Source organism: Cohaesibacter celericrescens (assembly GCF_002866925.1).
GTDB classification, from domain to species: Bacteria; Pseudomonadota; Alphaproteobacteria; order Rhizobiales; family Cohaesibacteraceae; genus Cohaesibacter; species Cohaesibacter celericrescens.
On the sequence record NZ_PKUQ01000012.1, the window covers coordinates 58,804 to 82,311 of the forward strand.

At 51.6% G+C, this 23,508-nt stretch carries 19 protein-coding genes; 10 read left to right on the forward strand and 9 right to left on the reverse strand.

All coding sequences use genetic code 11. The features are described 5' to 3' along the window. Positions 1-199: 199 nt before the first annotated feature. The 3 genes from C0081_RS06855 to C0081_RS06865 are packed head-to-tail and all read left to right on the forward strand — an operon-like array spanning position 200 to position 3,439. Positions 200-1,012, forward strand: coding sequence for a transketolase (locus tag C0081_RS06855; protein ID WP_101533075.1), 813 nt, complete (start codon positions 200-202; stop codon positions 1,010-1,012). 5 nt (positions 1,013-1,017) lie between these two features. Then, complete coding sequence (locus C0081_RS06860) at positions 1,018-1,956, forward strand: transketolase family protein (protein ID WP_210200421.1); 939 nt, start codon at positions 1,018-1,020, stop codon at positions 1,954-1,956. 4 nt (positions 1,957-1,960) lie between these two features. Continuing rightward, on the forward strand, positions 1,961-3,439 hold the full coding sequence (locus C0081_RS06865) for an FGGY family carbohydrate kinase (RefSeq protein WP_101533077.1): 1,479 nt from the start codon (positions 1,961-1,963) through the stop codon (positions 3,437-3,439). Between the two features lie 147 nt (positions 3,440-3,586). Here C0081_RS06865 and C0081_RS06870 read toward each other — a convergent pair whose 3' ends face one another. Beyond that, on the reverse strand, positions 3,587-4,597 hold the full coding sequence (locus C0081_RS06870; protein WP_101533078.1) for a LacI family DNA-binding transcriptional regulator: 1,011 nt from the start codon (positions 4,595-4,597) through the stop codon (positions 3,587-3,589). Between the two features lie 316 nt (positions 4,598-4,913). Here C0081_RS06870 and C0081_RS06875 point away from each other — a divergent pair, with 316 nt between their 5' ends. From C0081_RS06875 to C0081_RS06890, 4 genes are all read left to right on the forward strand, one after another. Then, entirely contained in the window at positions 4,914-6,044 is a 1,131-nt protein-coding gene (locus C0081_RS06875) for an S-(hydroxymethyl)glutathione dehydrogenase/class III alcohol dehydrogenase (RefSeq protein WP_101533079.1), read from the forward strand. 369 nt (positions 6,045-6,413) lie between these two features. After that, on the forward strand, positions 6,414-6,938 hold the full coding sequence (locus C0081_RS06880) for a PAS domain-containing protein (protein ID WP_101533103.1): 525 nt from the start codon (positions 6,414-6,416) through the stop codon (positions 6,936-6,938). Positions 6,939-6,999: 61 nt separating this feature from the next. Then, entirely contained in the window at positions 7,000-8,151 is a 1,152-nt protein-coding gene (locus tag C0081_RS23665; protein ID WP_101533080.1) for a methyl-accepting chemotaxis protein, read from the forward strand. A 329-nt stretch (positions 8,152-8,480) separates the two neighbouring features. After that, on the forward strand, positions 8,481-9,371 hold the full coding sequence (locus C0081_RS06890) for a DMT family transporter (RefSeq protein WP_101533081.1): 891 nt from the start codon (positions 8,481-8,483) through the stop codon (positions 9,369-9,371). A gap of 19 nt (positions 9,372-9,390) precedes the next feature. On the opposite strand, the gene C0081_RS06895 is transcribed toward C0081_RS06890, so the two are convergent. From C0081_RS06895 to ytfQ, 6 genes are all read right to left on the reverse strand, one after another. Then, the gene (locus C0081_RS06895; RefSeq protein ID WP_210200422.1) at positions 9,391-10,614 is read right to left on the reverse strand and encodes an iron-containing alcohol dehydrogenase; all 1,224 of its coding nucleotides are present in this window, start codon (positions 10,612-10,614) and stop codon (positions 9,391-9,393) included. Between the two features lie 95 nt (positions 10,615-10,709). Then, the gene (locus C0081_RS06900; protein ID WP_101533082.1) at positions 10,710-11,435 is read right to left on the reverse strand and encodes a FadR/GntR family transcriptional regulator; all 726 of its coding nucleotides are present in this window, start codon (positions 11,433-11,435) and stop codon (positions 10,710-10,712) included. Continuing rightward, positions 11,432-12,421 (reverse strand): galactofuranose ABC transporter, permease protein YjfF, encoded by a 990-nt coding sequence (yjfF, locus tag C0081_RS06905; RefSeq protein WP_101533105.1) that lies wholly within the window; start codon positions 12,419-12,421, stop codon positions 11,432-11,434. Before yjfF ends, C0081_RS06900 begins: the two co-directional genes overlap by 4 nt. Continuing rightward, positions 12,421-13,467, reverse strand: coding sequence for an ABC transporter permease (locus C0081_RS06910; protein WP_101533083.1), 1,047 nt, complete (start codon positions 13,465-13,467; stop codon positions 12,421-12,423). The genes yjfF and C0081_RS06910 overlap by 1 nt, the downstream gene beginning before the upstream one ends. Beyond that, positions 13,464-14,972: a sugar ABC transporter ATP-binding protein gene (locus C0081_RS06915; RefSeq protein ID WP_101533084.1), complete on the reverse strand. Its 1,509-nt coding sequence runs from the start codon at positions 14,970-14,972 to the stop codon at positions 13,464-13,466. The genes C0081_RS06910 and C0081_RS06915 overlap by 4 nt, the downstream gene beginning before the upstream one ends. 197 nt (positions 14,973-15,169) lie before the next feature. Then, a complete protein-coding gene (ytfQ, locus tag C0081_RS06920; protein ID WP_101533085.1) occupies positions 15,170-16,123 on the reverse strand; it encodes a galactofuranose ABC transporter, galactofuranose-binding protein YtfQ in 954 nt (317 codons plus the stop codon). 886 nt (positions 16,124-17,009) lie between these two features. Between ytfQ and pflB the strand changes: the two genes are divergently transcribed. Beyond that, on the forward strand, positions 17,010-19,265 hold the full coding sequence (gene pflB / locus C0081_RS06930; protein ID WP_101533087.1) for a formate C-acetyltransferase: 2,256 nt from the start codon (positions 17,010-17,012) through the stop codon (positions 19,263-19,265). A gap of 133 nt (positions 19,266-19,398) precedes the next feature. Beyond that, positions 19,399-20,178 (forward strand): pyruvate formate-lyase-activating protein, encoded by a 780-nt coding sequence (pflA, locus tag C0081_RS06935; protein WP_210200423.1) that lies wholly within the window; start codon positions 19,399-19,401, stop codon positions 20,176-20,178. A gap of 170 nt (positions 20,179-20,348) precedes the next feature. On the opposite strand, the gene C0081_RS06940 is transcribed toward pflA, so the two are convergent. Then, the gene (locus C0081_RS06940; RefSeq protein WP_101533089.1) at positions 20,349-21,371 is read right to left on the reverse strand and encodes a Gfo/Idh/MocA family protein; all 1,023 of its coding nucleotides are present in this window, start codon (positions 21,369-21,371) and stop codon (positions 20,349-20,351) included. A 169-nt stretch (positions 21,372-21,540) separates the two neighbouring features. Beyond that, positions 21,541-22,404: a LysR family transcriptional regulator gene (locus tag C0081_RS06945; RefSeq protein ID WP_101533090.1), complete on the reverse strand. Its 864-nt coding sequence runs from the start codon at positions 22,402-22,404 to the stop codon at positions 21,541-21,543. A 96-nt stretch (positions 22,405-22,500) separates the two neighbouring features. Here C0081_RS06945 and C0081_RS06950 point away from each other — a divergent pair, with 96 nt between their 5' ends. Then, a complete protein-coding gene (locus tag C0081_RS06950) occupies positions 22,501-23,460 on the forward strand; it encodes a TDT family transporter (RefSeq protein WP_101533091.1) in 960 nt (319 codons plus the stop codon). Positions 23,461-23,508: the final 48 nt, after the last annotated feature.

The following is a 23,508-nucleotide window of genomic DNA, read 5'->3' on the forward strand; positions in this document are numbered from 1 at the left end:
ACACACTTTTCGAAAACGGTCAAGAATTATCAAAAATATTCGAAACTTTTTTTGCCAAAAACCCATAAAATATACACAATAGCTCCAACAATTCGAAAATAATACGGTATCAATTTTCGTTTTCTTGTGTTTCTTATTGATTACTTTCGTTTTCATTGATAGCCTGCCAACAGGTCGTTTCACAAAGACGGATTCTCTTATGGACATCTCCGAGTTAGAACAAAAAGCACGCGAAGTTCGAAAACGGATTATTCGCATGAACAGCGCAGCAGGTCAGGGCCATACAGGTGGAGACCTATCCGAAACAGACATTTTGGTTGCGCTCTACTTTCGCATTCTCAGGCAAATAGACCCCACCAGAACCAATCCTGATCGGGACCGCTTCATCCTTTCAAAAGGGCATGGGGTTGGCGGATATTATTGCACGTTGGCCGAGGCTGGCTATCTGGAGGATGAAGACCTCACCACATATCTGGGCTTTGAAACCCGATGCCCCGGCCACCCGGTACGCCAGAAAACACCTTGCATTGAGCTGAACACTGGCGCTCTGGGGCACGGAGTACCCGTGTCTGTTGGCATGGCTCTTAGCGCGAAAAGACAGCAAAAAGACTTCCGGGTCTATGTTTTGACTGGAGACGGCGAACTGCAAGAAGGCTCCAACTGGGAAGCTGCTCTTAGCGCTCAACAATATTGTCTGGACAATTTGGTTGTCATCGTTGACCGCAACCGTTTGCAGCTTGCCGACCGGACCGAAAACATCATCGGGCTTGAGCCACTGGCCGATAAATGGCGCGCTTTCGGGTTTGACGTTCAAGAAACCCAAGGCAACGACATGGGAAGCGTCGTTTCGACACTGGAAGGCTTGGACTTCACCTGTGGTTGCCCTCATGTGGTTATCGCCAACACCACCAAAGGTGCCGGCATTTCCTTTATTGAAGACCGCCCCGCTTGGCATCACCGCGTGCCCAAAGGCGATGAAGTGGCGCTTGCGATCGCGGAGCTGGAGGCATGAATTCCATGACTGTTGTAAAACAAGATTTGCGCGAGGTGATGATTGAATCCTTTCATCGCGCAGTTGCTCACGGCGTCAATCTGGTGACAGTGGTTAGTGATTCAACCAGCACCGCCAAAATCGCTCCGTTCCAAAGCGCCAACCCCGAACGTGTGGTCAATGTCGGTATTGCCGAGCAAAGTCTGGTTGGTATTGCTGCTGGTTTGTCACTGGGTGGACATGTTGCTGTCACCGCCAATGCAGCGCCGTTTTTAATCGCCCGCTCCAACGAGCAGATCAAAAATGACATTTGTTACTCCAATACCAATGTCAAGCTGGTCGGGCTGAATGCAGGTGTCGCGTATGGTGCGCTTGGCGCCACCCATCATGCGATTGATGATATTTCGGTGCTGCGCGGCTTTGGCAATATCCAGATTTTTGCCCCTACCGATGCCATTGAGGCCGCCCAGATCTTTGATTATGCCTATGCCCATGAAGGGCCGGTCTATATCCGCCTCGATTCGGCTGCCTTTCCCCATTTGCACAGCCCAGACTATGTGTTTGAAGTAGGTAAGCCCGACTTGCTGATTGAGGGCAGCGATATTCTTATTGTGGCATTAGGATCTGTCGCCCATGAAGCGGTGGATGCCGCAAAAGCTGCTGCCGAAACAGGTCTGTCGGTTGGTGTGGTCAGCCTTTCGAGCATTCGTCCGCTTGATAAAGAAGCCTATGTCGATATTCTCAAACGCTACAAGCAAGTATTAAGCGTTGAAGAGCATTCGGTGCATGGCGCATTGGGCAGCCTCACCGCGGAAGTGATCGCCGAAGAACAGCTTGGGCTGAAGCTTACACGGCTCGGTTTCCCAGAAGGGCAGTTTTCCAAAACCGGTCCACGCGATGCGATCCGTGCCTATTATAAGATCGATGCCAAAGGCATCACAGAAACACTTAAGACACTAGGATAATGGCATGACCGGTCTCATCCTCTCCATTGACCAAGGAACCAGCGGCACCAAAGCAATCCTGTTTGATCGCGATGGGCAGCCGCAGGCAAAGGGCAGCGTTGCACTGGCATCGATTTTCCCGCAGGCCGGATTTGTAGAGCAAGACCCCGATGACATCTACAACAACGTCATCGATGCGGTTCGGGATTGTTTTGAGGTGTTTGGCTCAACGCCCCAGATCTCGGCCTGTGGTATTTCCAACCAGCGCGAAACCTTTGTGCTCTGGGACAGTGAGGGAAAACCGCTGAACAATGCTGTGGTTTGGCAATGCAAACGCTCATCCCAGGTGTGCGAGCGTCTAAAGGGAACCAATTTGGAAGCCGATATTCGGCGCAAAACGGGCCTGATTGTCGACCCCTATTTTTCCGGCAGCAAGGTTATCTGGCTGAAGGAAAACAATGCGGACATCGCTGCCAGGATAGAGGCTGGCGAGGCCTATTTTGGAACCATCGACACGTGGCTGGTCTATCGCCTCACTGGTGGTAAAAGCTACGCCACCGATGTGACCAATGCATGCCGCACTTTATTCTTCAATCTCAAGGATTTGTGTTGGGATAAAGACTTGCTGGAACAAATGGGCCTATCAAAGCTCAACTTGCCCAGCCTTAATCCATCCTCTTGCAATGTTGGTGAAACCGATATCGGCGGACTATTGGATCAACCCATCCCGATCACCGGTTTGATCGGAGATTCCCATGCGGCCGCATTCGGTGAAGGTTGTCATCAAAGTGGACAAGCAAAAGCAACGCTGGGCACGGGTTCTTCGATCCTTATGAATACAGGCGACACCCCTGCGAAGCCGCAAAATGGTATGGTTTCAACCATATGCTGGGCGATCGAGGGTCGCGTAGATTATGCACTTGAAGGCATTATTGTTTCTTGCGGAGCCACCATCCAATGGCTACGCGACCAAGCTGCCTTGGTTTCTGATGCGGCCCAAACTGAGGCAATGGCGCGAGCTGTGCCTAACAATGGCGGCGTTTATTTCATTCCAGCCTTTTCCGGACTTGGTGCGCCCTATTGGAAGATGGATGCAAAAGCGATGATTGCGGGCCTGACTTTTGGCTCTACAAAGAATCATATCGCGCGTGCCGCACTTGAATCCGTGGCGTTCCAAATCAAAGACGTCATCAATGCCATGAAAGAAGCGAGTGGCGTAGAACTCGGCATGTTGAACGCGGACGGCGGCATGACCAAGAATCAATTTGTTATGCAATCGTTGGCAGACTTGCTTGGCTGTTCGGTACAAACGATCGATTTTGAGGATATTTCTGCTTTGGGCGCGGCCTACATGGCAGGGCTGGGAGCCGGAGTTTATGCCGATATCTCAGAGCTCCCTAGCCATAATGAAGGGCGCTCATTGCGCGTGCCAGATCTCGATGCAAAGGACATTGTTGCTTGTCATCAAACCTGGCAAGACATCATCCACAAAGTTTATTGCTAAGACTTCGCTTCGCTCAAACCGAATAACCTAAGCAACCTACCCGTAGATTCCACCTAAGACAGCTAGAAGGGTCCCCTCCTACCCCTTCAGATAGGCCGACGCAATCAACAAGTGCGTCGGCTTTTTTTATTTCTCGCGAGACTTCACTTAACCGAGGGGGGCACAAGAATCGCGTTCTATGAGCAAGCAAGGCTCTGGATTGAATAACTCCGGAGTGGATGCGTGGCTCATTACGGCTATAATCGCTCGTTTGCCCATTTCAAAATAGGGCAACCCGACCGTCGTTAATCGTGGTCGGACCACCTCGGAAATTGCCTGAAAGTCATCAAAACCGATAACAGACAAGTCTTCAGGCACACGCAGTCCCATATGGGCAGCAGCACTCATTACCATCAAAGCAATGCGGTCATTGCCGCAAATAATGGCGGTGGGGCGATCTGGCCTGTCCAAAAGGGTTTTGGCGCTTTCATAGGCCACATAGGTCTCCCCCTCAGGCAGATATCCTTCAACTCCAGCACAACACAGATCCGGATCCAAGGCCATACCGTGGGCCGAAAGTGCACGATTGGCACCTGTCAGACGCAGGTTGGTTGCCGGTGCGCGCTCGGGCAACGAGATTACACCAATCCGAGTATGCCCCAGCTTGACCAAATAGGCGGCCTGCTCATACCCACCGGCCTCATCGTCCGGCAGAATTGCCCTGTCTGTGCAGCCTTGGGCAAAACAGTTCGCATATACAACATTCTTAACATCAGAGGAAATCCGATCGACCTCTTGATGAAAAAGGCTGGCATAAACAACGCCTGCTGTGTGACTATCACGAAACATTTGCCAAATATCGCTGCGGTTTTTCTCGGCATCATCCAACGAACCGATCAACAAGAGACAGCCCAATTCCGAGGCCGCGGCTTGAGCGCCACGCAACAGGTCAAAGGAATGGGGAAACATGGTTTCCCTGTCCGCAAAAAAACCAATAAGCGGAGTGCCCTTGCCCAGGCTCATCTGTGCCGACCGACGAGGCACATACCCGGTTCGCTCAGCCACTTTTAGAATTTGCAGGGTCGTCTCTTCGCTAGCACACTTTTTCCCGCGCAAAGTCAGAGACACTGTTTTACTCGACACTCCGACTTCGTTTGCGATATCCAATAAAGTGGGCATTGTGCCTCCGCAGCTCTAACACTCAACTCATGCAATAGGTCTATAATGCATGCTTGGTTTCGACGAAAAGCAGTCAAATGCTCGACATACCGATAACACAAAGCAGCTTCATTATATCACCCTCAAAAGACCGGATCTATTATTTACAGATCACAAGTCACCTAATCCCAAGCCGCAAGGAGGCACGAGAGCATGCCATTCTTGTTGATAATAATACTGACATCAAGGGCTTATTGCTCCTCATTTGGTCGCATCTGTTGACGTAGGGTGCCTCTTTAGATCAGGGTCAGAAAAACCAAACATTGGAGATTGATACATGCGTACACGTGCTGCTGTTGCCATTGCGGCGGGAAAACCGCTCGAAGTTATGGAAGTGGAACTGGAAGGCCCGAAGGCCGGAGAGGTTCTAATCGAAATCAAGGCAACAGGCATTTGCCACACCGATGAATTTACGCTCTCGGGTGCCGACCCTGAAGGGATTTTTCCTTGTATTCTGGGTCATGAGGGTGCCGGTGTTGTGATTGAAGTGGGCGAAGGTGTCACCACACTCAAGCCGGGCGATCATGTCATTCCGCTCTACACACCAGAATGCCGTGAGTGTTATTCGTGTCTATCAGGCAAAACCAACATGTGCACGGCAATCCGCAACACACAGGGTCAGGGCCTGTTGCCCGATGGCACAACCCGTTTTTCCATGCTCGATGGCACCCCCATCTATCACTATATGGGCTGCTCAACTTTTGCCAACCATACGGTTATGCCTGAAATCGCATTGGCCAAAGTGCGAGAGGACGCGCCGTTTGACAAGATTTGCTATATCGGTTGTGGCGTGACCACCGGCATTGGCTCGGTCATCAACACCGCAGGCGTGGAAATCGGCTCGACTGCGGCGGTGTTTGGTCTTGGCGGTATTGGCCTCAATGTCATTCAGGGCCTGCGCATGGCCGGTGCTGACATGATCATCGGTGTCGATTTGAATGATGGCAAAGAGGAAATGGCACGAAAGTTCGGTATGACCCATTTCATCAATCCTTCCAAAATTGACGGCTCTGTTGTCGACGCCATTGTAGCCCTGACCAAAACCGAAATAGACCAGATAGGCGGCGTTGACTATTCGTTTGATGCTACAGGCAACGTCAAGGTCATGCGTGACGCGCTGGAATGTTCGCACCGTGGCTGGGGTGTCTCTGTGGTCATCGGCGTGGCACCTGCCGGGGCGGAGATTTCCACCCGTCCCTTCCAGCTGGTGACAGGGCGCGTCTGGAAAGGCACAGCCTTTGGTGGTGCAAAGGGACGCACTGACGTGCCGAAATTTGTCGATTGGTATATGGACGGCAAAATCGAAATTGATTCAATGATCACGCACAAGCTCACTCTGGACAACATCAACGAAGGGTTTGAGTTGATGCATGCAGGCAAATCCATCCGCGCAGTTGTGGAATTCTGAGAGCAGCCAAACAGCGCCCTTCCAGATTTCAAACCCGGTCTCACATATGTGGGGCCGGGTTTTTAATGCCGAGGGCCCAATTTTCTGTTTTTCATTCATCCTCAGCATAATTGCACTTATTGCAACATATAGAGAAAACCAAGCAACCAATCACTCTTCTCAGATACGCCAACACCATGGCAATTGATATGATTATATATTCTGCCATCAGCCAGATTCGAGGACGCATTCTTATTCAATTACTCATTAATTACAAATACCTATATGGTTTCTATTAAATTCTTCCTTAACCCCCGCCGCCTTATTGTAAGACAAATAAATTTTTGAGAGCAGATCAACGACAACAATTTCCATATGGAATATGGCATTATGGCGCGCGACACTTCCCTGACCGGCAAAGAACAGTTTTTCAAAGAGAATGAACTCATTGTCTCGAAAACCAATTTAAAAGGCCACATCACATATTGTAATCAGGTCTTTTTGAAAATCTCGGGATATTCTGAAAAAGAAATCCTTGGACAGCCCCACAGCGTGATCCGTCACCCCGAGATGCCCCGCTGCGTTTTCGACATTCTCTGGGAGACGGTTCAAAACGGTCATGAGATTTTTGCCTATGTTGTCAATCGATGTAAAAATGGCGACCATTATTGGGTCAACGCCCACGTGACACCAAGCCGTGACAAAACGGGCTCGATCATTGGCTATCATTCAAATAGGCGTGTGCCGGATCGCGACATACTCGAGAAGAGCATTTTGCCACTTTATCAAAAATTGAATGATACCGAGCGATCACACACCAATCGAAAAACCGGTATGCAAGCCTCTCGCCAGCTGCTCGATGATACCCTGCAGTCCCAAGGCATGCGATATGACGAGTTTATCGCCCGACTTTAGGCTTCACCAAACAAATCATTCGATACGATACGCATGAATAAGTCCTTTGAAAGCCCTCGCCATGTTTAACAATCAAAATAAAACTGCTGTCCAAAAAGCCATTCATGTTTGTGAAGCCGCCGCCCAAGGTGATTTTGAAGCCCGTATAACACATATCACCGAGACCGGTGATGCTGGCAGAATGCTGCACGCAATCAATGACTTGATCGATCGTTCAGACGCTTATGTCCGCGAATCGAGCGCCTCGTTGCGTTATGTCGTTTCGAATAAATACTTCCGCAGAATCTCGGAAAAAGGCATGAATGGCGGCTTTGCAGAGGCCAGTCGTTCGGTCAATAATGCCATGCAAACAATGGAAGATCGGGTCAACGGTTTTTCCAAGGTAGTGCAGACCTTTGAGCATCAGATGCAAGGCGTCATTGAACTGGTGGCATCGGCTGCGACCCAATTGGAAGCCTCAGCCAAATCGATGCAGGAAATGACAAATTCTTCCAGCAATCAGGCGACCATCGTGCGTCAAGCATCAGAACAAGCCGCGGCTAACGTGGGATCAGTTGCGGCAGCCACCGAAGAGATGACCAATTCCATTATCGAGATCAATCAACAGGTCACGAGCTCAGCACAACAGACAAGCAACGCGGTTCAAGAGGTCCAAAAAACCAATCAAGACATTGCAGGCCTTTCGACGGCCTCCCAAAGGATCGGAGAAGTTTTGGCGCTGATCAGTGACATTGCTGACCAAACCAATCTTTTGGCACTGAATGCGACGATCGAAGCGGCTCGCGCAGGTGAAGCGGGTAAAGGCTTTGCTATCGTTGCCGCTGAAGTCAAAGCACTTGCAGGCCAAACGGCAAAAGCGACCGAAGAAATCAGCACCCATATTACCGAAATTCAAAGTGCCAGCAACAAGGCAGTGACGTCTATTTCGGGCATTGAAGAGACCGTCAGCAACGTCAACACGATCGCGACTGCGATTGCCGCAGCGGTCGAGGAACAGAGCGCAGCGACATCCGAAATTGCGCGTAGCATCGAACAGGCCTCTATAGGCACCGCTGAAGTCAACCAAAACATTGGTTCGGTCAGTGAAACGGTCAGCGAGACCGCTTTGGCAGCGAGTGACGTCTTTGGCGCCTCCAGTGAATTGGCGCAAAGTGGCGAAACCTTGCGCAATGGCGTTGCCAGTTTCCTTAGCGAAGTCAGAAAAATCATCTAGCAGTTGATAAATATAGGTGTCCAACGGGTGAAATGGTTTAGGGCCCTTGCTTTCCCCCTCACTTGCGTTCGGAAATCCACTCTTTCTTTGATCATTGGGCGAGCCCCTTAGCAGAGGTCAGAGCCACGTCCTTTAGCGCAGTGACCAATTGCGCGGGATTACTCGTACACCCTGCCGCTTGATGCTTGCTTGTGCCGACAGTCTTATCTAGATTTGCAGTGCGTTCAGTGCTCCTCATAGGTATCGCCGGTGTGCATGGCCTGCCCCTTTTTGCAAAACCGAATCGAGTTTCTATTCCGGTCTTCTCCCAAAATAGAAAGCCCCCCCCAATGACAGCTGCCCAATCCAATCGTAAACTTGGGATAATGTTTGCCATTCTCGCAACGATCATCTTTGCTGCGGGGGATGCTGTATCCAAAACACTGGTGGTTGATCACTCGGTCTGGTTCATCATGATGGCGCGCTATTGGTTTCATCTGGTTGTTGCTTTGGTCTGGGCTACGTCGAGCAAAAAGGGACTGGTTGGCAGCTTTCGCTCAGGCAACCCCTTGGTTCAATTGATCCGAAGTGTTCTGCTGTTTACCGAAATCGCCCTGATCATCATAACATTCGGCATGTTGGGACTGGCGGAAACCACCACACTTATCATGGTGCATCCACTGATGGTGACCGCCTTGGCGGCGATGTTCCTTGGGGAGAGTGTCGGCTGGCGGCGTTTGGTCGCTCTGCTTGTCGGGATGGCCGGCCTTGTCATTATCATGCAGCCAACGGGAAATATATGGGGCACGGGCGGCCTGATCGGGCTTGCTGCTACCAGCTCGTTTGCGGTCTATCAGCTGTTCACCCGCATGGCCAGTCGCTATGATGATGCCTTGACGTCGTTCCTTTATGCCGGTGTGATTGGTGTGGTTATGAGCACTGTCATGGGGATACCAAATATTCCTCCTTGGGGAGAAATCAACTGGCTGCTTCTTGCTTTGGCGTGTTTTGGGAGCACATTCGCGCATTTCTGTGTGATCAAGGCGTTGTCGTTGACCTTTGCCAGTGAAATTCAGCCTTTCACCTATTTGCAAATTGTATGGTCGATCCCGATCGGCTTTCTGGTGTTCGGTACATTACCGATATGGACGACCATTCTGGGTGCGGCATTGATCGTTGCAGCCGGTCTCTATTCAATCCACCGGAGCAATCAGATGGCCAAAGATGCGGAAACGGCCTAACGGCGGTACGCATTACATCTCATAATGCCGCAAACAGGATGCCTTCAAGGTCACTCTGGGAGAGAGGCACGGGGTTGCCTTTCATAGAAGACGATACCAGAGACGCACTGGCGATGGACGGGATTTGCTCCTTGTCCAAACCCAATTGCGCCAATGCGGGCAGGCCAAGGTTTGCAGACCAGGCTTTCAGGCTCTCAAACGCTTGCTCATGATCGCAATCAATTGCCGCAGCGATCCAATGTTGCACCTCATCAAAGCGCGCAAGAAGCGGCGCCTCCTCTGCAAGCGTATGCAGCCTGGCATGATTGCTTGCCAAAACATGTGGCAACAGCGTGCCACAGAGTGCACCATGCGCACCACCCGTGACCCCGCCCAAAACTCCTGCAAGTCCATGCACTGCCCCCAGACCAGCATTAGCCAATGCCAACCCGCCAGCAAGACTGGTCCACGCCAGCGCATCGCGAGCTGCGGGGGCTTCTGTCTGCATGAGTGTGGCCAACGCCTCCAAGCCTTTCGGAATGGCATCACGGCAAAGGGCATCGGTAAGCCAATTGGCTTTGCACGACAGATAGGGTTCGATCACTTGGGTGACGGCGTCCAGCCCGCTGGCGAGTGTCACTGATCGAGGCAGGTTGTCGGTCAGGCTTGCATCAACAATGGCAATATCGGGCAACATTCGCGAGTCACGCAGTGACACCTTGCGTCTGGCTTCAGGAACGGACAAAACCGCGTTTTTTGTCACCTCGGCCCCCGTTCCAGCCGTCGTTGGCAACGCAGCAAATGGAAGTGGAGCAACGTCCAAAGGCAACCCCTGCCCGACAACTTCGAGGTGATCAAGCATGGGGCGGGTTGCGGGAATGAGCGCAGCGAGCGCCTTGCCAGCATCCACCACCGACCCTCCACCCAATGAAACAACGGCAGCAATGGCACCAGCACGCGCCTGTTCGACACCCTTCGTGATCATTTCAATATCCGGTTCACCAGCGACTGCAAAGCACTGTACCTGAATATCTTGATCCAACAGCGCCAGACGCAGCCAGTCAGCGCGTTTGCTATTGCTGCCATGAACCAGCAGCAGCGGCGCCCCCAAATTGGCGAGATCCTTCACACCCGCAAGGGCCATGCCACGGCCAAAGCGAATGTCTGCTGCAGTTAAAAACCCAAAGGACGAGCCAGCCATAATGCGCTCCTGATCAATGTTATGTTTGGATGATTGTTCGCCGGATATTAGAGGCAATCGCATGATTGCGCCAGAGCGTTCGAAAGGCAGAAGACTAAAACCAGAAGCGAGAAAACCGGCTCCAGTGCCTAGGCCGAGCAAATGGTCTAGACAGCTGATTACATATGGAGTTTTTTTGTTTCCTGCACAGCAATGGCCATAGTTTTTTCAGCTCGTTTTGCATCCCGCGCAGCGATGGCATCAACAACATGGGCATAGTCCTGCCCAGCCTTACTTCGGTCCAGCATCAGCCATTTGCCGTCATTTTCAGCGAGATCTCGACTAACAACCGAGAAGAAAGCGGTCTGCACCATTTCCCCCAATGAAGACAGAAAGCGATTGCCGGAAAAATGCAATATGGTTTTATGAAAATCAGAACTGGCGACAGCATAGGACAACCGATCACTGGCATTCTGCAAAATTTTGCATTGCCGAGAAAGGATATCGATTTCTCTCGCTTCGGCCCGTTCAGCCATGGAAGCAGCAGCAGCAGGCTCGAACACCATGCGGATTGCGAACAGCTCGTCAAGGAATGGCCCCGCATTGCGCAGCGACACATGCCAGCGCAAAACATCGGGATCAAACATCGACCAGTCAGAAGACGGGCGAACACGGGTGCCCACCTTGGCTTTTGATTGCAGCAAACCTTTGCCAACAAGTGTTTTCTTAGCTTCGCGAATGACCGTTCTCGATACACCAAACATTTCTTCCAGATCGGGGTCGAGCGGAATCATCGTTCGTTCGGCATAGTCACCCGAGACGATGGCCATGCCAAGCTGATCAACAACGTTGGATGTGTTGCTGAACGCCTGTTGAGACGCACCGCTAGCGGTGGTTAGACTCATGAGCGCGTCGCGAATTCTGTCGTTGGTTTTCTTCTTGCCGTCGTTGCCCAACCCAAGCCCTTTTGCAGCATGATGAAGGTAAACAACAACCCGCCAATCACGATTTTTGTCCACCAACTCGATAATGTTCCGTCAAAGACGATATAGGTCTGAATCAGCCCCATGATTAGAATTCCGAAAAGGGTCCCTGCGACAAATCCCGTCCCCCCCGTCAACAGTGTTCCGCCGATGACAACGGCAGCGATTGCGTCAAGTTCAACGCCGACTGTTGCCAGGGAATATCCTGCTGATGTGTAGAGCGAATAGACGATTCCTGCAAGGCCGGCCAGACCACCGGACATGGCATAAATACCAATGGTGGTTGATGCAATGGGCACTCCCATGAGCTGGGCCGTTTGAACGCCCCCCCCCATAGCATAGACATTTTTACCAAAGCGGGTGCGGTGCAGAACCATCATGGCGCCAATGAAGACAAGAAGCATCACGCCACCGATGAGGCGGAAACGCCCGCCACCAGGTGCCTTCCAGTAGATGGACTGTAGCACATCATAAAATTCATGCGTGACCGGCACCGAGTCTGTTGACAGAACATAGGCCAGCCCGCGCATCAGAAACATGCCCGCCAATGTGACGATAAAGGGCGGCATCTCGAGAAAATGGATAATCGCCCCCATTGCCGCCCCAAACGCCACCGTGACGCACAGCACGAGCAGAAAAGCCAGCATTGGATGGATGGCGGTTTCTCTTAAAATCACGGCAAGAAACACGCCGGTGAAGGCGATGACGGAACCAACCGACAAATCAATCCCGCCCGACAAGATCACAAAGGTCATACCAACGGCTGTGATGCCCAGAAAGGCATTGTCGGTCAGCAGGTTGGCGATAACACGGGTCGATAGCATGGTCGGGAACTGCCACACGCACAAGGCATAAGCGAGCAGAAAGGTTGCAATGGTGATATAGAGCGGCAGCCTTGGAGATCTAATCATGACACGCTTTCCTTTTCAGCACCGTTTTCTTTGACCACCGGTTCATCTTTGAATGTTGGCTCTGCCGAAGCACGGAACAAATAGATCGCGTGTTTGACCGCTGGAGACTGGATAAACAGAATGGCGATGATGAGCAGAGCCTTGATGACAAGATTGAATTCGGGCGGCATGCCTGACAGCAGTATGACCGAATTGACGGACTGAATGATGAGGGCTCCCAGCAGCGAGGCGACGATCGAAAAGCGCCCGCCCAACAAAGAATTGCCGCCGATCACCACGGCCAGAATAGCATCCAGTTCCATCCACAGACCGGCATTGTTTGCATCGGCGCCCTGAATGTCTGCTGCCACTACGATACCGGCGAGCGATGCGCAAAAGCCAGAGATCAGATAGACAGTAACAAGTAGAACACGGGAATTGATGCCCGCCAGCCTTGAAGATATTTCATTGATGCCGATGGCTTCGATGAGCATGCCCAACGCGGTGCGCCGTACGATCAGCGTCACCGTGATGCCCATAAAAATCCAAAGCAGGATCGGCGTGGGAATGCCCAACACTGTGCCTGCACCGATGTGGATCAAACCGGGGTTGAGAAAGGTCATGATCTTGCCCTCGGTGATGAGCTGGGCAACCCCTCGCCCTGCCACCATGAGAACAAGCGTTGCAACAATTGGCTGAACACGGAAAATGGCAACCAGCAAGCCATTCCAGAGGCCACACAGCAGACCGGCAGCCATAGCAGCCAGCACGGCGGGCACCCAGCCTGCTCCAGTTGTCACAACGCTTGCTGCCACCGCGCCTGCGATGGCCATCACGGCTCCCACCGAGAGATCAATACCCTTGGTCGCGATAATCAGCGTCATACCAATGGCCAGCAATGCAGTTGGGGCACCGCGATTGAATACGTCGATTACGCTGCCAAACATGCGACCATGCTGGAATCGAATGGAGAAAAAGTCGGGAAAGACGATGAAATTCAACAACAGCACCACAGCAAGAATAATCAGCTGAGGCGCGATGCGTTTGAGCGTCGTGCCTGTCATTGGGCAGCCTCCTCTTCTGCGATGGAAGAAATAATAGAGTTGATGGATATGGCGTCGCCCTGCAATTCACGCACTTGGCGCCGATCCCGCAGCACAATGATACGGTCCGAATAAGTGATCAATTCTTCCATCTCGGAAGAAGCCACGATCATGGCCATGCCACCTTGACGCAGCTCCTGAATCAGCTGAATGATCTCGGCATGGGCACCCACGTCAATGCCGCGTGTCGGCTCATCCAATATCAACAAATCAGGGTCAGTCGCCAACCAACGTGCCAGAAGGGCTTTTTGTTGGTTACCGCCAGACAACAGGCGAATGGGCATATCGAGGCTGGCCAGTCGAATGTCCAGTTTCTTGACATAGTCTTGGGCTATTTCTTCTGCACGGGCCTTTGAGATGGGGCGCGTCCAACCGCGGCGGGCCTGCAATGAAAGAATGATATTCTCACGCACCGACAAATCCCCGACGACGCCTTCTATTTTTCGGTCTTCCGGACACAGGCCAAATTTGTTGCCAATGGCGGTGCGTGGGTTGTCCAGCTTGATGCCCTTGCCCCGCAATTCTGCGGTGCCCCGGTCCGCAACAATGGCCCCGAAGATTAGCTTTGTGGTTTCGGTGCGACCTGACCCCAACAAACCGGCCAGCCCCACCACTTCCCCTTCGCGCAAGTCCAGATCAAACGGCTCAAGAGTGCCACGACGGCCATAATTTCGCAGGGAGAGCAGCACGTCACCGGGCTTGTTTTTGATGCGTTCCTCTTTGACCGCAGCGAGATGGCGGCCGAGCATAAGCGTGATGATTTCCGTCTGCGTCACTTCTGACAGAATACGGGTACCAACCACGCGGCCATTGCGCAACACGGTGGCACGGTCAGAAATCTCAAACACCTGATCAAGAAAATGGGTAATGAATACGACAGCCATGCCACGCGCGGTCAAGCGGCGGACCACCGTGAAAAGCATTTCAATTTCATCTCTGTCGAGGCTGGCGGTCGGTTCATCCAAGATCAGGACTTTACCGGCCAGTTCCACGGCGCGCGCTATGGCGATGACTTGTTGAATAGCAATGGAATAGCTCGACAGCAACTGCGTGGGGTCAACATCCAAGCCAAATTCGGTCAGAATGTCTTGTGAACGCCGCACCATTTCCCGTTGATCTATCAAACCATGTTTGGTGGGCTGCCATCCCAGAAACAGATTTTCTGCCACGGTGAGATTGGGCAGCAAATTGACTTCCTGATAGACAGTACCAATTCCGTGCGACAGGCTGTCTTGCGGGTTTTTCGGGCTGACTTCGACATTTTCGAGCAAGATGGTGCCGGAATCCTTTTTGTAGGCTCCGGTCAGACATTTGATGAGCGTGGATTTCCCCGCGCCGTTTTCGCCCAACAGGGCGTGCACTTCGCCGGGATAAAGCGACAAAGAAACGTCGTCCAAGGCGATCGCGCCGGGAAAGAATTTTGAAATGCCGGTTGCGAGTAGCACGGGCTCTGGCGTATTGGGCATAATGTGATCCTGGGTCTAATCCCAGAGCATCCGGCACATCGCACAGAATGCTCAATTTCCGTTGGCCTGATCAACGCTGCGACAGTTTGTATAAGCAACATCGACGGAACCAATGCGACAGCAAGCAAGGACTGTTGCGCTTAATGGATACAGCAGGAAATGATACCATCCCCTGCCATATTCACGACGTCAGAAGATCAATAACCAAGGCTTTTCTTGGACTCATAGATCGCTTTGTTGTCGTCTTTGAGCGTGTAAAGCTTGGATTCAGTCTGAACCCATTTGGCTGGCAGGGTGCCGTCTTTCCAATAGGCTTCCAAAGCGTCGAAGGCCGGGCCAGCCATATTTGGCGTGAGCTCAACAGTTGCGTTGGCTTCACCTGCGTCCATAGCTAGATGGATGTCTGGCACAGAATCGATGGACACGATCAAGATGTCTGTGCCCGGTTTGGCTCCCGCTTCCTTAATCGCCTGAATCGCGCCAACGGCCATGTCGTCATTGTGAGCGTAAAGGGCGCAAATATTCTCGGCACCTTCAGCCTTCAGGAAGCTTTCCATGACAACTTTACCCTGTGCTCTGGTGAAATCGCCGGTCTGACTACGAACGATTTTCAGATTATCAGCACCGGCAATGCCCTGTTCAAATCCTTTTTTGCGATCAATCGCAGGAGATGACCCGGTCGTGCCTTGAAGTTCAACGATGTTACAGTCTTTGCCCGCAACTTCGTCTTTGAGCCATTTGCCTGCCACTTCACCTTCATGCACCAGATCAGATGTCACGGCCGTCATATAAAGTGACTTTTCAGCGTCAACCGTACGATCGAGTAGGATGACCGGAATTTCAGCTTCCTTGGCTTCTTCCAGGACTTCGTCCCAGCCAGTTGCAACAACTGGAGCCAGCAAAATTGCGTCGACACCTTGGGCAACAAAACCGCGGATGGCTTTAATCTGATTTTCCTGCTTTTGCTGAGCATCAGCAAATTTCAAAGTGACACCACGGGCTTCGGCCTGTTGCTTGGTGACAGTGGTTTCGGCCGCGCGCCAGCCTGATTCAGAACCGATCTGAGAGAAGCCGACAGTTTTGTCAGCGGCATTTGCAGATAAAGGAGCCAGAATGATTGTTGTGGCAAGTAGAAGAGATCTGAGTTTCATGTTTACCTCCCATAAACGAGTTTCTCATAGCGACATTAAGTATTACTTATTCAAATCGGTAAATGGACTTTCCTGCTGCTTACATGGCATATCACGCCGCCAGCCCTTTTCAATGCGGACAGATTGTCGCGTAAATTCTGGCCTATATAGAATAATGTGCCAAAGCCACGCGCCAGATATCTGCATCACAACCTTACTTCGATGACAGGTGCCTTTAACGAAGCTGAGAGCACCCAGGTCGGGGCCGAGACGACCCACAAAGCGTTTTAAAAATTCTAGAACACTCAAGAACAGCAAGACAGAAGGGACAACAGCTTTAAGGCAAAGCTGCTTTTTATCCCGCATGTTATCCCGCATGTCCGATTGGCATCGGTCAGATATAAACCTTTAAAAAATGCGCGTCATGCGGATGATGACCAAAAATACAAACGCGGCTGATTCCTTCGATCACATTTGACATAGGTCAAAATCATTCGAATATACGGGTTAATACGGAATTTTTCAGTCAATTTACCGCCTTGTCCGGCATGAATTTTCCCCTCCCATCTCCCCATTGAGCTATGCGTTTACTGCAAATCGATCATTCCAGCTAGTAAACATTTGATTCAAAGAGCTTTTTCAAAACGGAAATCCAACCATATTGATTGCCTTCGGGTATAACTTTCCTATATACTACTTTAGAAAGGTAAGTTCGAAGCGCGATAAAAACCAAAGAGGTTTTGTAAATTCCCTGCTCGAGCTTGCATAAATCCCGGCTTCTCACCCGATGCAATCGGGCGGCTAGTGCTGCTCGCAATGGGGAAGCTGTATCTAAATGGCGATGAAAGTCGCGACGACAACTCTTCTGGAACGCAGTTCCACTCGTTGATATGTGAGGAAACTAACTATGAATTTCATGAGTGACAAACCCATCGTAGCCGATCCATGGCAGGGGTTCTCTGAAGGCGAGTGGCGCGAAAAAGTAGACGTACGTGGTTTCATCCAATCCAACTATACGCCTTATGAAGGTGATGACAGTTTTCTGGCCGATGCGACCGACCGCACCAAGCAGATTTGGGAGCAATTGGGTGAATTGTTGAAAGCCGAGCGCAAAGTAGGTGTGCTGGATGTTTCTGCCGTCCCCACATCCATCACGGCTCATGACGCTGGTTATATCAACAAAGAGCTGGAACTGATTGTCGGCTTGCAAACAGAAGCCCCTCTCAAACGCGCAATTATGCCCAATGGCGGTCTGCGTATGGTTGAAGGCGGCATGGAAGCCTTTGGGTTCAAGCCTGACCCGCAGGTTCATGAAATCTGGACCAAACACCGCAAAAGCCATAACCAAGGCGTGTTTGACGTATACAGCCCCGATATCCTTGCGGCACGTAAATCCGGTGTGATCACCGGCCTTCCTGATGCTTATGGCCGTGGTCGTATCATCGGCGATTATCGTCGGGTTGCCCTCTATGGCATCGCATTCCTCAAAGAAGCCAAAAAAGCTGAATTCGACGAACTCAATGATGCCGTGTTCGACATGGACACAATCCGCCTGCGTGAAGAACTCAGTGAACAATATCGTGCATTGGACGAATTGCGCGAAATGGGCTTGAAATACGGTATCGACATGGCCAAACCAGCCAATACCGCCAAAGACGCCATCCAGTTCACCTATCTGGCTTACCTCGCCGCTGTGAAAGAACAGAATGGCGCGGCAATGTCCTTTGGTCGCACCTCGACCTTCCTGGATATTTATATCGAACGTGACATGGCTGCGGGTATCCTGACCGAAGAACAGGCTCAGGAATTGATTGATGATATGGTCATCAAACTGCGTATTGTTCGCTTCCTGCGCACTCCAGAATATGATGAGTTATTCTCCGGCGATCCAACTTGGGTAACCGAAGTTCTGGGCGGCATGGGCAACGACGGTCGCACACTGGTTTCCAAAAACTCTCTGCGCTTCCTCAACACCCTCTACAATCTGGGTCCCGCACCAGAGCCTAACCTGACGGTTCTGTGGTCCAGCCAACTGCCACGTGGTTTCAAAGATTTCTGCGCTAAAGTTTCTAAAGACACCAGTGCCATCCAGTATGAAAATGATGACTTGATGCGCGCAAAATGGGGTGATGACTACGGCATTGCATGTTGTGTCTCCGCCATGGCAATCGGCAAACAGATGCAATTCTTCGGCGCCCGCGCTAACCTTGCAAAAGCCCTGCTATATGCGATCAACGGTGGCTTGGATGAGAAGAGCGGTGCAAAAATTGCTGAAGGTCTGGACCCGATCAAAGCTGACGTTCTTGACTATGACGAAGTAATGGCCAAATTCGACAAGTCCATGGACTGGTTGGCCAAAACCTACGTCAAAGCGCTGAACACCATTCACTATATGCACGACAAATATGCTTATGAGCGCATCGAAATGGCTCTGCATGATCGTGACATCCTGCGCACAATGGCTTGTGGTATCGCCGGTCTGTCCATCGCAGCTGACTCTTTGGCCGCTATCAAATATGCCAAAGTCAACGTCATCCGTAACGATGCCGGTTTGGCCGTTGATTATGAAATCGATGGCGACTATCCAGCCTTCGGCAACAATGATGATCGTGTTGATGACATTGCGGTTTGGTTGACTGAAGCCTTCATGAAAAAAGTGGCAGCACAGCCTTACTTCTATCGCGATGCGATGCCTACACAATCGATCCTGACCATCACGTCCAACGTGGTTTACGGCAAGAAAACCGGCAACACCCCTTGTGGTCGCCGCGCAGGTGAACCATTCGCACCGGGTGCAAACCCAATGAATGGTCGTGACAAAAAAGGCTTTGTGGCTGCTGGCGCTTCGGTTGCCAAACTGCCATACGAGTATGCACAGGACGGCATCAGCTGGACAGCTTCGGCCACTCCAGACTCGATGGGTCACAACGACAATGAGCAGATCCGCAACCTTGCCAACTGTCTGGATGGCTTTACAGATGCTGGTGGCTTCCATGTCAATGTGAACATGCTGAGCCGCGAAACGCTGGAAGATGCCATGGAGCATCCTGAGCAATATCCGCAGCTGACGGTGCGTGTATCCGGTTATGCCGTCAACTTTGTCAAACTGACCCGCGAACAGCAGCTTGATGTGTTGAGCCGCACCTTCCACGGCAGTATGTAAGAATTGCTATCAAAGATCTAAGACAGTTCTTTAAATGGCGAATGAGTTGAGCCGGAAAGCCTTGCTTTTCGGCTCTCTTCATAAGAAAATATAAGTATAAACCAACAAGCTCCCCGACACCGGAGAACCAGCCTTGACCATCAGTATGAACGAAACCCATCTGCAAGATGTCCATAAGCATTCCAGCCATGGCTTCCTTCATTCTATGGAATCGGGGGCGGCTGTCGATGGACCGGGCATGCGCTTTGTTTTCTTCATGTCCGGCTGCCTTTTCCGCTGCCTCTATTGCCACAACCCGGATACATGGAAGCTACACAACGGCACCTATATCGATATCGATGCGGTGCTTAAGGAAATCAAAGGCTACGCCAGCTTTCTCAAATTTGCCGGCGGTGTCACCTTCTCGGGTGGAGAACCAATGATGCAGGCCGAATTTGTTGGTGAAGCCGCGCAAGCCATCAAAGATCGCTTCGGGTTGCATGTGGCGCTGGACACGCAAGGCTATTTGCATACCAATGTCGATGACGCTTGGTTTGACGCGTTTGATCTGGTGATGCTCGATATCAAACATATCGACCCGGACAAATACAAAGCACTAACAGCACAAGCCTTGCAGCCAACACTGGACTTTGCCCAGCGCATGGTGCGGCTAAAGCAAAAAACGCGCATTCGGTATGTGTTGGTGCCCGAATGGAGCGATGCGCAGGACGAAATCGAGCGGATGGCTGATTATGTTGCCAGCTTGGGTGATATCATTGAAATGGTTGAAGTTCTGCCCTTCCACCAGCTTGGGTCATCCAAGTGGGACCAGTTGGGCATGGAGTATAAGCTGAAAGACTTGCGCACTCCATCGCCGAGCGAGACCGAAGCCGCACGGGAAATTTTTCGCTCTCGTGGTCTGATTGCGACATAAATCCAGACCGAATGCGCCCCTGATCTCACAAATGCGCAGGGCCGAAAACCAACAGTTTCCAGTGATATCGCACATTGATGGATCATCATTTCACTGGCAAACCGAGGCAATACTAACCTTGACACAACGCCTTTCTGGCTTGCCAGTGAATTCCATGCAGAGCGACAGCCCTAGAGCGCACGCAGCGCCACGCGCTGACCTTCCAACGCGCTCGAACGCATCAAGGCATCAATAAGCCGGTGCACTTCCAGCGCTTCACGCCCGGAGACAATCAGCTCGGCTTTGCCTTCAACGGCATCGGCGAAGTTGGCGATAATGCCCCGATGCCAATCGCAGGGGAAGTCCATTGGGTCCGCACCACCGCCAGACCCGCCTTCTTCAATCTGTTCTTCAAACCGCCCGTCACGCCAATGCAGAGTCAGGCTGCTGCCTTCCAGTTTGGCCGAGCCCAGTGTTCCGTCGATACAGATCGATTCAGCTTCTCCAGGGAACGCAGCAGTGGTGGTGCAGATGGAACCAATTGCGCCATTTTCATAAACAAGACCAGCTGTGGCGAAGTCTTCCACCTCTGTATCGTGGACAGCCGTGGTGCCTAGCATCGCCTGAACGTACCGGACAGGCCCACACAAAGAGAGGGTCAAATCAAGCACATGGATCGCTTGCGTGATCAAAACGCCCCCGCCATCTTGTGCAAACGTGCCGCGGCCCGGCTGATCATAATAATCCTGCCCTCGCCACCAAGGCACATTCGTGCGGACCATGGCAATATCACCCAAAGCACCGTCTTTGAGCAGTGCTGCCAGACTTAGAGCCCCCTGCCGGACCCGATGTTGCAGCACCATGCCCATTAAAACACCAGCCTTCTCGGCCATCTCGACCAGCTCCTTGGCTGTGTCCAGATCGCGTTCAATCGGCTTTTCCAACAGAATGTGTTTACCAGCTGCAGCCATCATCGAGACAATGTGTCGGCGTGCATTGGGCGGCGTAAGAATCAAAACAGCATCGGTCTCATCGTCCGCAGCGATGGCTTCAAGACTTGCAAAAGCGGCCACTTGCATATCGTCGGCTGTGGCCTGACGTTTCGCCTCGCTGCGCATATATATTCCGGAAATCTCAATGCGGTTCTTTAGCTCTTGGAGTGCTGCCACATGGGCTTGCGCCGCCATGCCCAGTCCGATAATTGCCAGTTTCATAAAAACTCCCAGTCATTATTCTTGTTGCCAGTTCTGATGGTTACAGAACCCGTGCTCATGCTTGTATCTTGCCAGAAATTCCAAGCCACTGTCATCTGAAATCCCCATCCAGCCACTGACTTGTTTGTTTGACAGACCTAATTAGTGTGGCCCTTTGAGATAAAAATTATCAATGCTGCCGCACATAGGAGATAAAGTGACGTTGCAAGGCGCTGTGGAATTTTTGCCGGTGCCAAACAAACATTAAACTGCGGGTATAGCGCTGATTGAGCGCCACATGTGCCAGTCGATTTTGTTGGAGACGATCCTCAACGGCGAGTTTTGAGACAAAAGTCAATCCCAGCCCCTGCTCGACCGAAAGCATAACGGCCTCTAAGGTATTCAATTCCATAATGCGCCCGACCGTGCCGATATGAGGGGCAATCTTTTGGTCAAATTGCTCGCGAGAGCCTGAATGTGCTTCGCGCAGAACCCAATTATAATTGCTCAAATCAGATAAGTGGCATGCCCCCTTCCTAACCAAAGCATGATCGGGTGGCACGACAAGCAGCATCTCGTCCTCACGCCAGATTTCAGTGGTCAGATCGGCGTGATGACTTTGGCCTTCGATTAGGGCCAGATCCAGTTCAAAACGGCTCAACATCTCGCACAAATCATAGGTATTGTGAATTTGAACCTTCGCCTCTAATCCGGATACGCCAGACAACAGGCGGGGTAAGAGATAGTTGCCAATGGTTTGGCTTGCCCCAATGCGCAGCGCACCAACCGGCTCTCCACCCTGATCAAACAAATGGCGGATATCTTGCATTCGATCCAAAATATCCTCGGCCAGCACTTGCAGCTGTCGCCCTTGGTCATTGAGTTTCAAACGCGGGTGAACGCGGTCGAACAAGGGGGTGCCAAGGCGCTTTTCAAGTTCGCCAAGGGATTGAGAGACGGCTCCCTTGCTCAGGCACACATCTTGTGATGCGTCACCCAGATTTTCATAGCGGGCAACAGCGGCAAAAACACGGAGTTGTTGGATAGAAGGCATATAGTTTCTCTATACAATTGGTTCCAATCATTTAGATATCACAAACAAACAGCACAATCTATGGTGCCTTAAATCAACAAGAAATGTAGAGATAAGATGCCCCAATTCCTGCAACGATTTTCAAATATCCCCACGCCTATTGCCGGTCTGGCACTGGGTATAGGCAGTCTTGGTTGGTGTTGGGAAAACACAGGCCTTTTCTCCGGACAAGCCCAAATTTTGGGGGCTGCTTTCGCTGGGGGGCTGCTGATCCTTCTGGCGGTAAAATTCGTCCTCTTCCCGCGCCTGCTGGTCGCCGATCTCGCCCATCCCGTTGTTGGCAGCGTCGTGCCGACCTTTGCAATGGCCACCATGGTGGTCTCCAAAGCGATCGGCGGCCTGCCAGCTGATGCCTTATGGCTTTTTGCGGTCATGTTACATCTGGCTTTTCTGTTCACCTTTACCGTCAAGCGACTGAAAGCCTTTGAGTTGCACCATATGGTACCCAGCTGGTTTGTTCCTCCAGTGGGTATTGTTGTGGCGGTTCTGACCAACCCGAGTAGCGAGTTCGTTACCTTGTCACAAGGGCTTTTATGGTTCGGGCTTGTGACCTATGGGCTGTTGTTGCCTGTCATGTTGTATCGTCTGATCTTTGGTGCGGAAATCCCCGACGGGGCAAAACCAACCATTGCCATTTTGGCAGCGCCTGCCAGTCTTTCGCTTGCTGGATATCTGGACTTCACTTCAGACCCATCCGCGCTTTTGGTGGCGCTTCTGCTGGGTATTGCCCTATTGATGACAACCGTCATTTATCTGGCATTTGCGCGACTGATGCGCCTGCCCTTTAGCCCTGCCTATGCGGCTTTTACCTTCCCAATGGTCATTGGCGCAACCGCTCTTTTCAAGGCCCAAGGGTTGTTTATAAAATGGGGCGTGGCACCAGACACCATCGCACAATTGCAATGGCTTGCCCGTCTGGAACTGGTCATTGCCACCTTGGTGGTGGGCTATGTTGCTCTTCGCTTTTTGGCGTTCTACACCCTGCCCAAAGCGCATAGTGTCAGGAAAGTTGCCTAACAGATGTACCGTTGGAATTGACGGCACAGCCCAGCTCAATAACAAAAG

Coding starts and splice junctions, on each gene's coding strand:
- C0081_RS06855 (WP_101533075.1), top strand. CDS start 200: ATGGACATCTCCGAGTTAGAACAAAAAGCACGCGAAGTTCGAAAACGG.
- C0081_RS06860 (WP_210200421.1), top strand. CDS start 1,018: ATGACTGTTGTAAAACAAGATTTGCGCGAGGTGATGATTGAATCCTTT.
- C0081_RS06865 (WP_101533077.1), top strand. CDS start 1,961: ATGACCGGTCTCATCCTCTCCATTGACCAAGGAACCAGCGGCACCAAA.
- C0081_RS06870 (WP_101533078.1), bottom strand. CDS start 4,597: ATGCCCACTTTATTGGATATCGCAAACGAAGTCGGAGTGTCGAGTAAA.
- C0081_RS06875 (WP_101533079.1), top strand. CDS start 4,914: ATGCGTACACGTGCTGCTGTTGCCATTGCGGCGGGAAAACCGCTCGAA.
- C0081_RS06880 (WP_101533103.1), top strand. CDS start 6,414: ATGGCGCGCGACACTTCCCTGACCGGCAAAGAACAGTTTTTCAAAGAG.
- C0081_RS23665 (WP_101533080.1), top strand. CDS start 7,000: ATGTTTAACAATCAAAATAAAACTGCTGTCCAAAAAGCCATTCATGTT.
- C0081_RS06890 (WP_101533081.1), top strand. CDS start 8,481: ATGACAGCTGCCCAATCCAATCGTAAACTTGGGATAATGTTTGCCATT.
- C0081_RS06895 (WP_210200422.1), bottom strand. CDS start 10,614: ATGCGATTGCCTCTAATATCCGGCGAACAATCATCCAAACATAACATT.
- C0081_RS06900 (WP_101533082.1), bottom strand. CDS start 11,435: ATGAGTCTAACCACCGCTAGCGGTGCGTCTCAACAGGCGTTCAGCAAC.
- C0081_RS06910 (WP_101533083.1), bottom strand. CDS start 13,467: ATGACAGGCACGACGCTCAAACGCATCGCGCCTCAGCTGATTATTCTT.
- C0081_RS06915 (WP_101533084.1), bottom strand. CDS start 14,972: ATGCCCAATACGCCAGAGCCCGTGCTACTCGCAACCGGCATTTCAAAA.
- ytfQ (WP_101533085.1), bottom strand. CDS start 16,123: ATGAAACTCAGATCTCTTCTACTTGCCACAACAATCATTCTGGCTCCT.
- pflB (WP_101533087.1), top strand. CDS start 17,010: ATGAATTTCATGAGTGACAAACCCATCGTAGCCGATCCATGGCAGGGG.
- C0081_RS06940 (WP_101533089.1), bottom strand. CDS start 21,371: ATGAAACTGGCAATTATCGGACTGGGCATGGCGGCGCAAGCCCATGTG.
- C0081_RS06945 (WP_101533090.1), bottom strand. CDS start 22,404: ATGCCTTCTATCCAACAACTCCGTGTTTTTGCCGCTGTTGCCCGCTAT.
- C0081_RS06950 (WP_101533091.1), top strand. CDS start 22,501: ATGCCCCAATTCCTGCAACGATTTTCAAATATCCCCACGCCTATTGCC.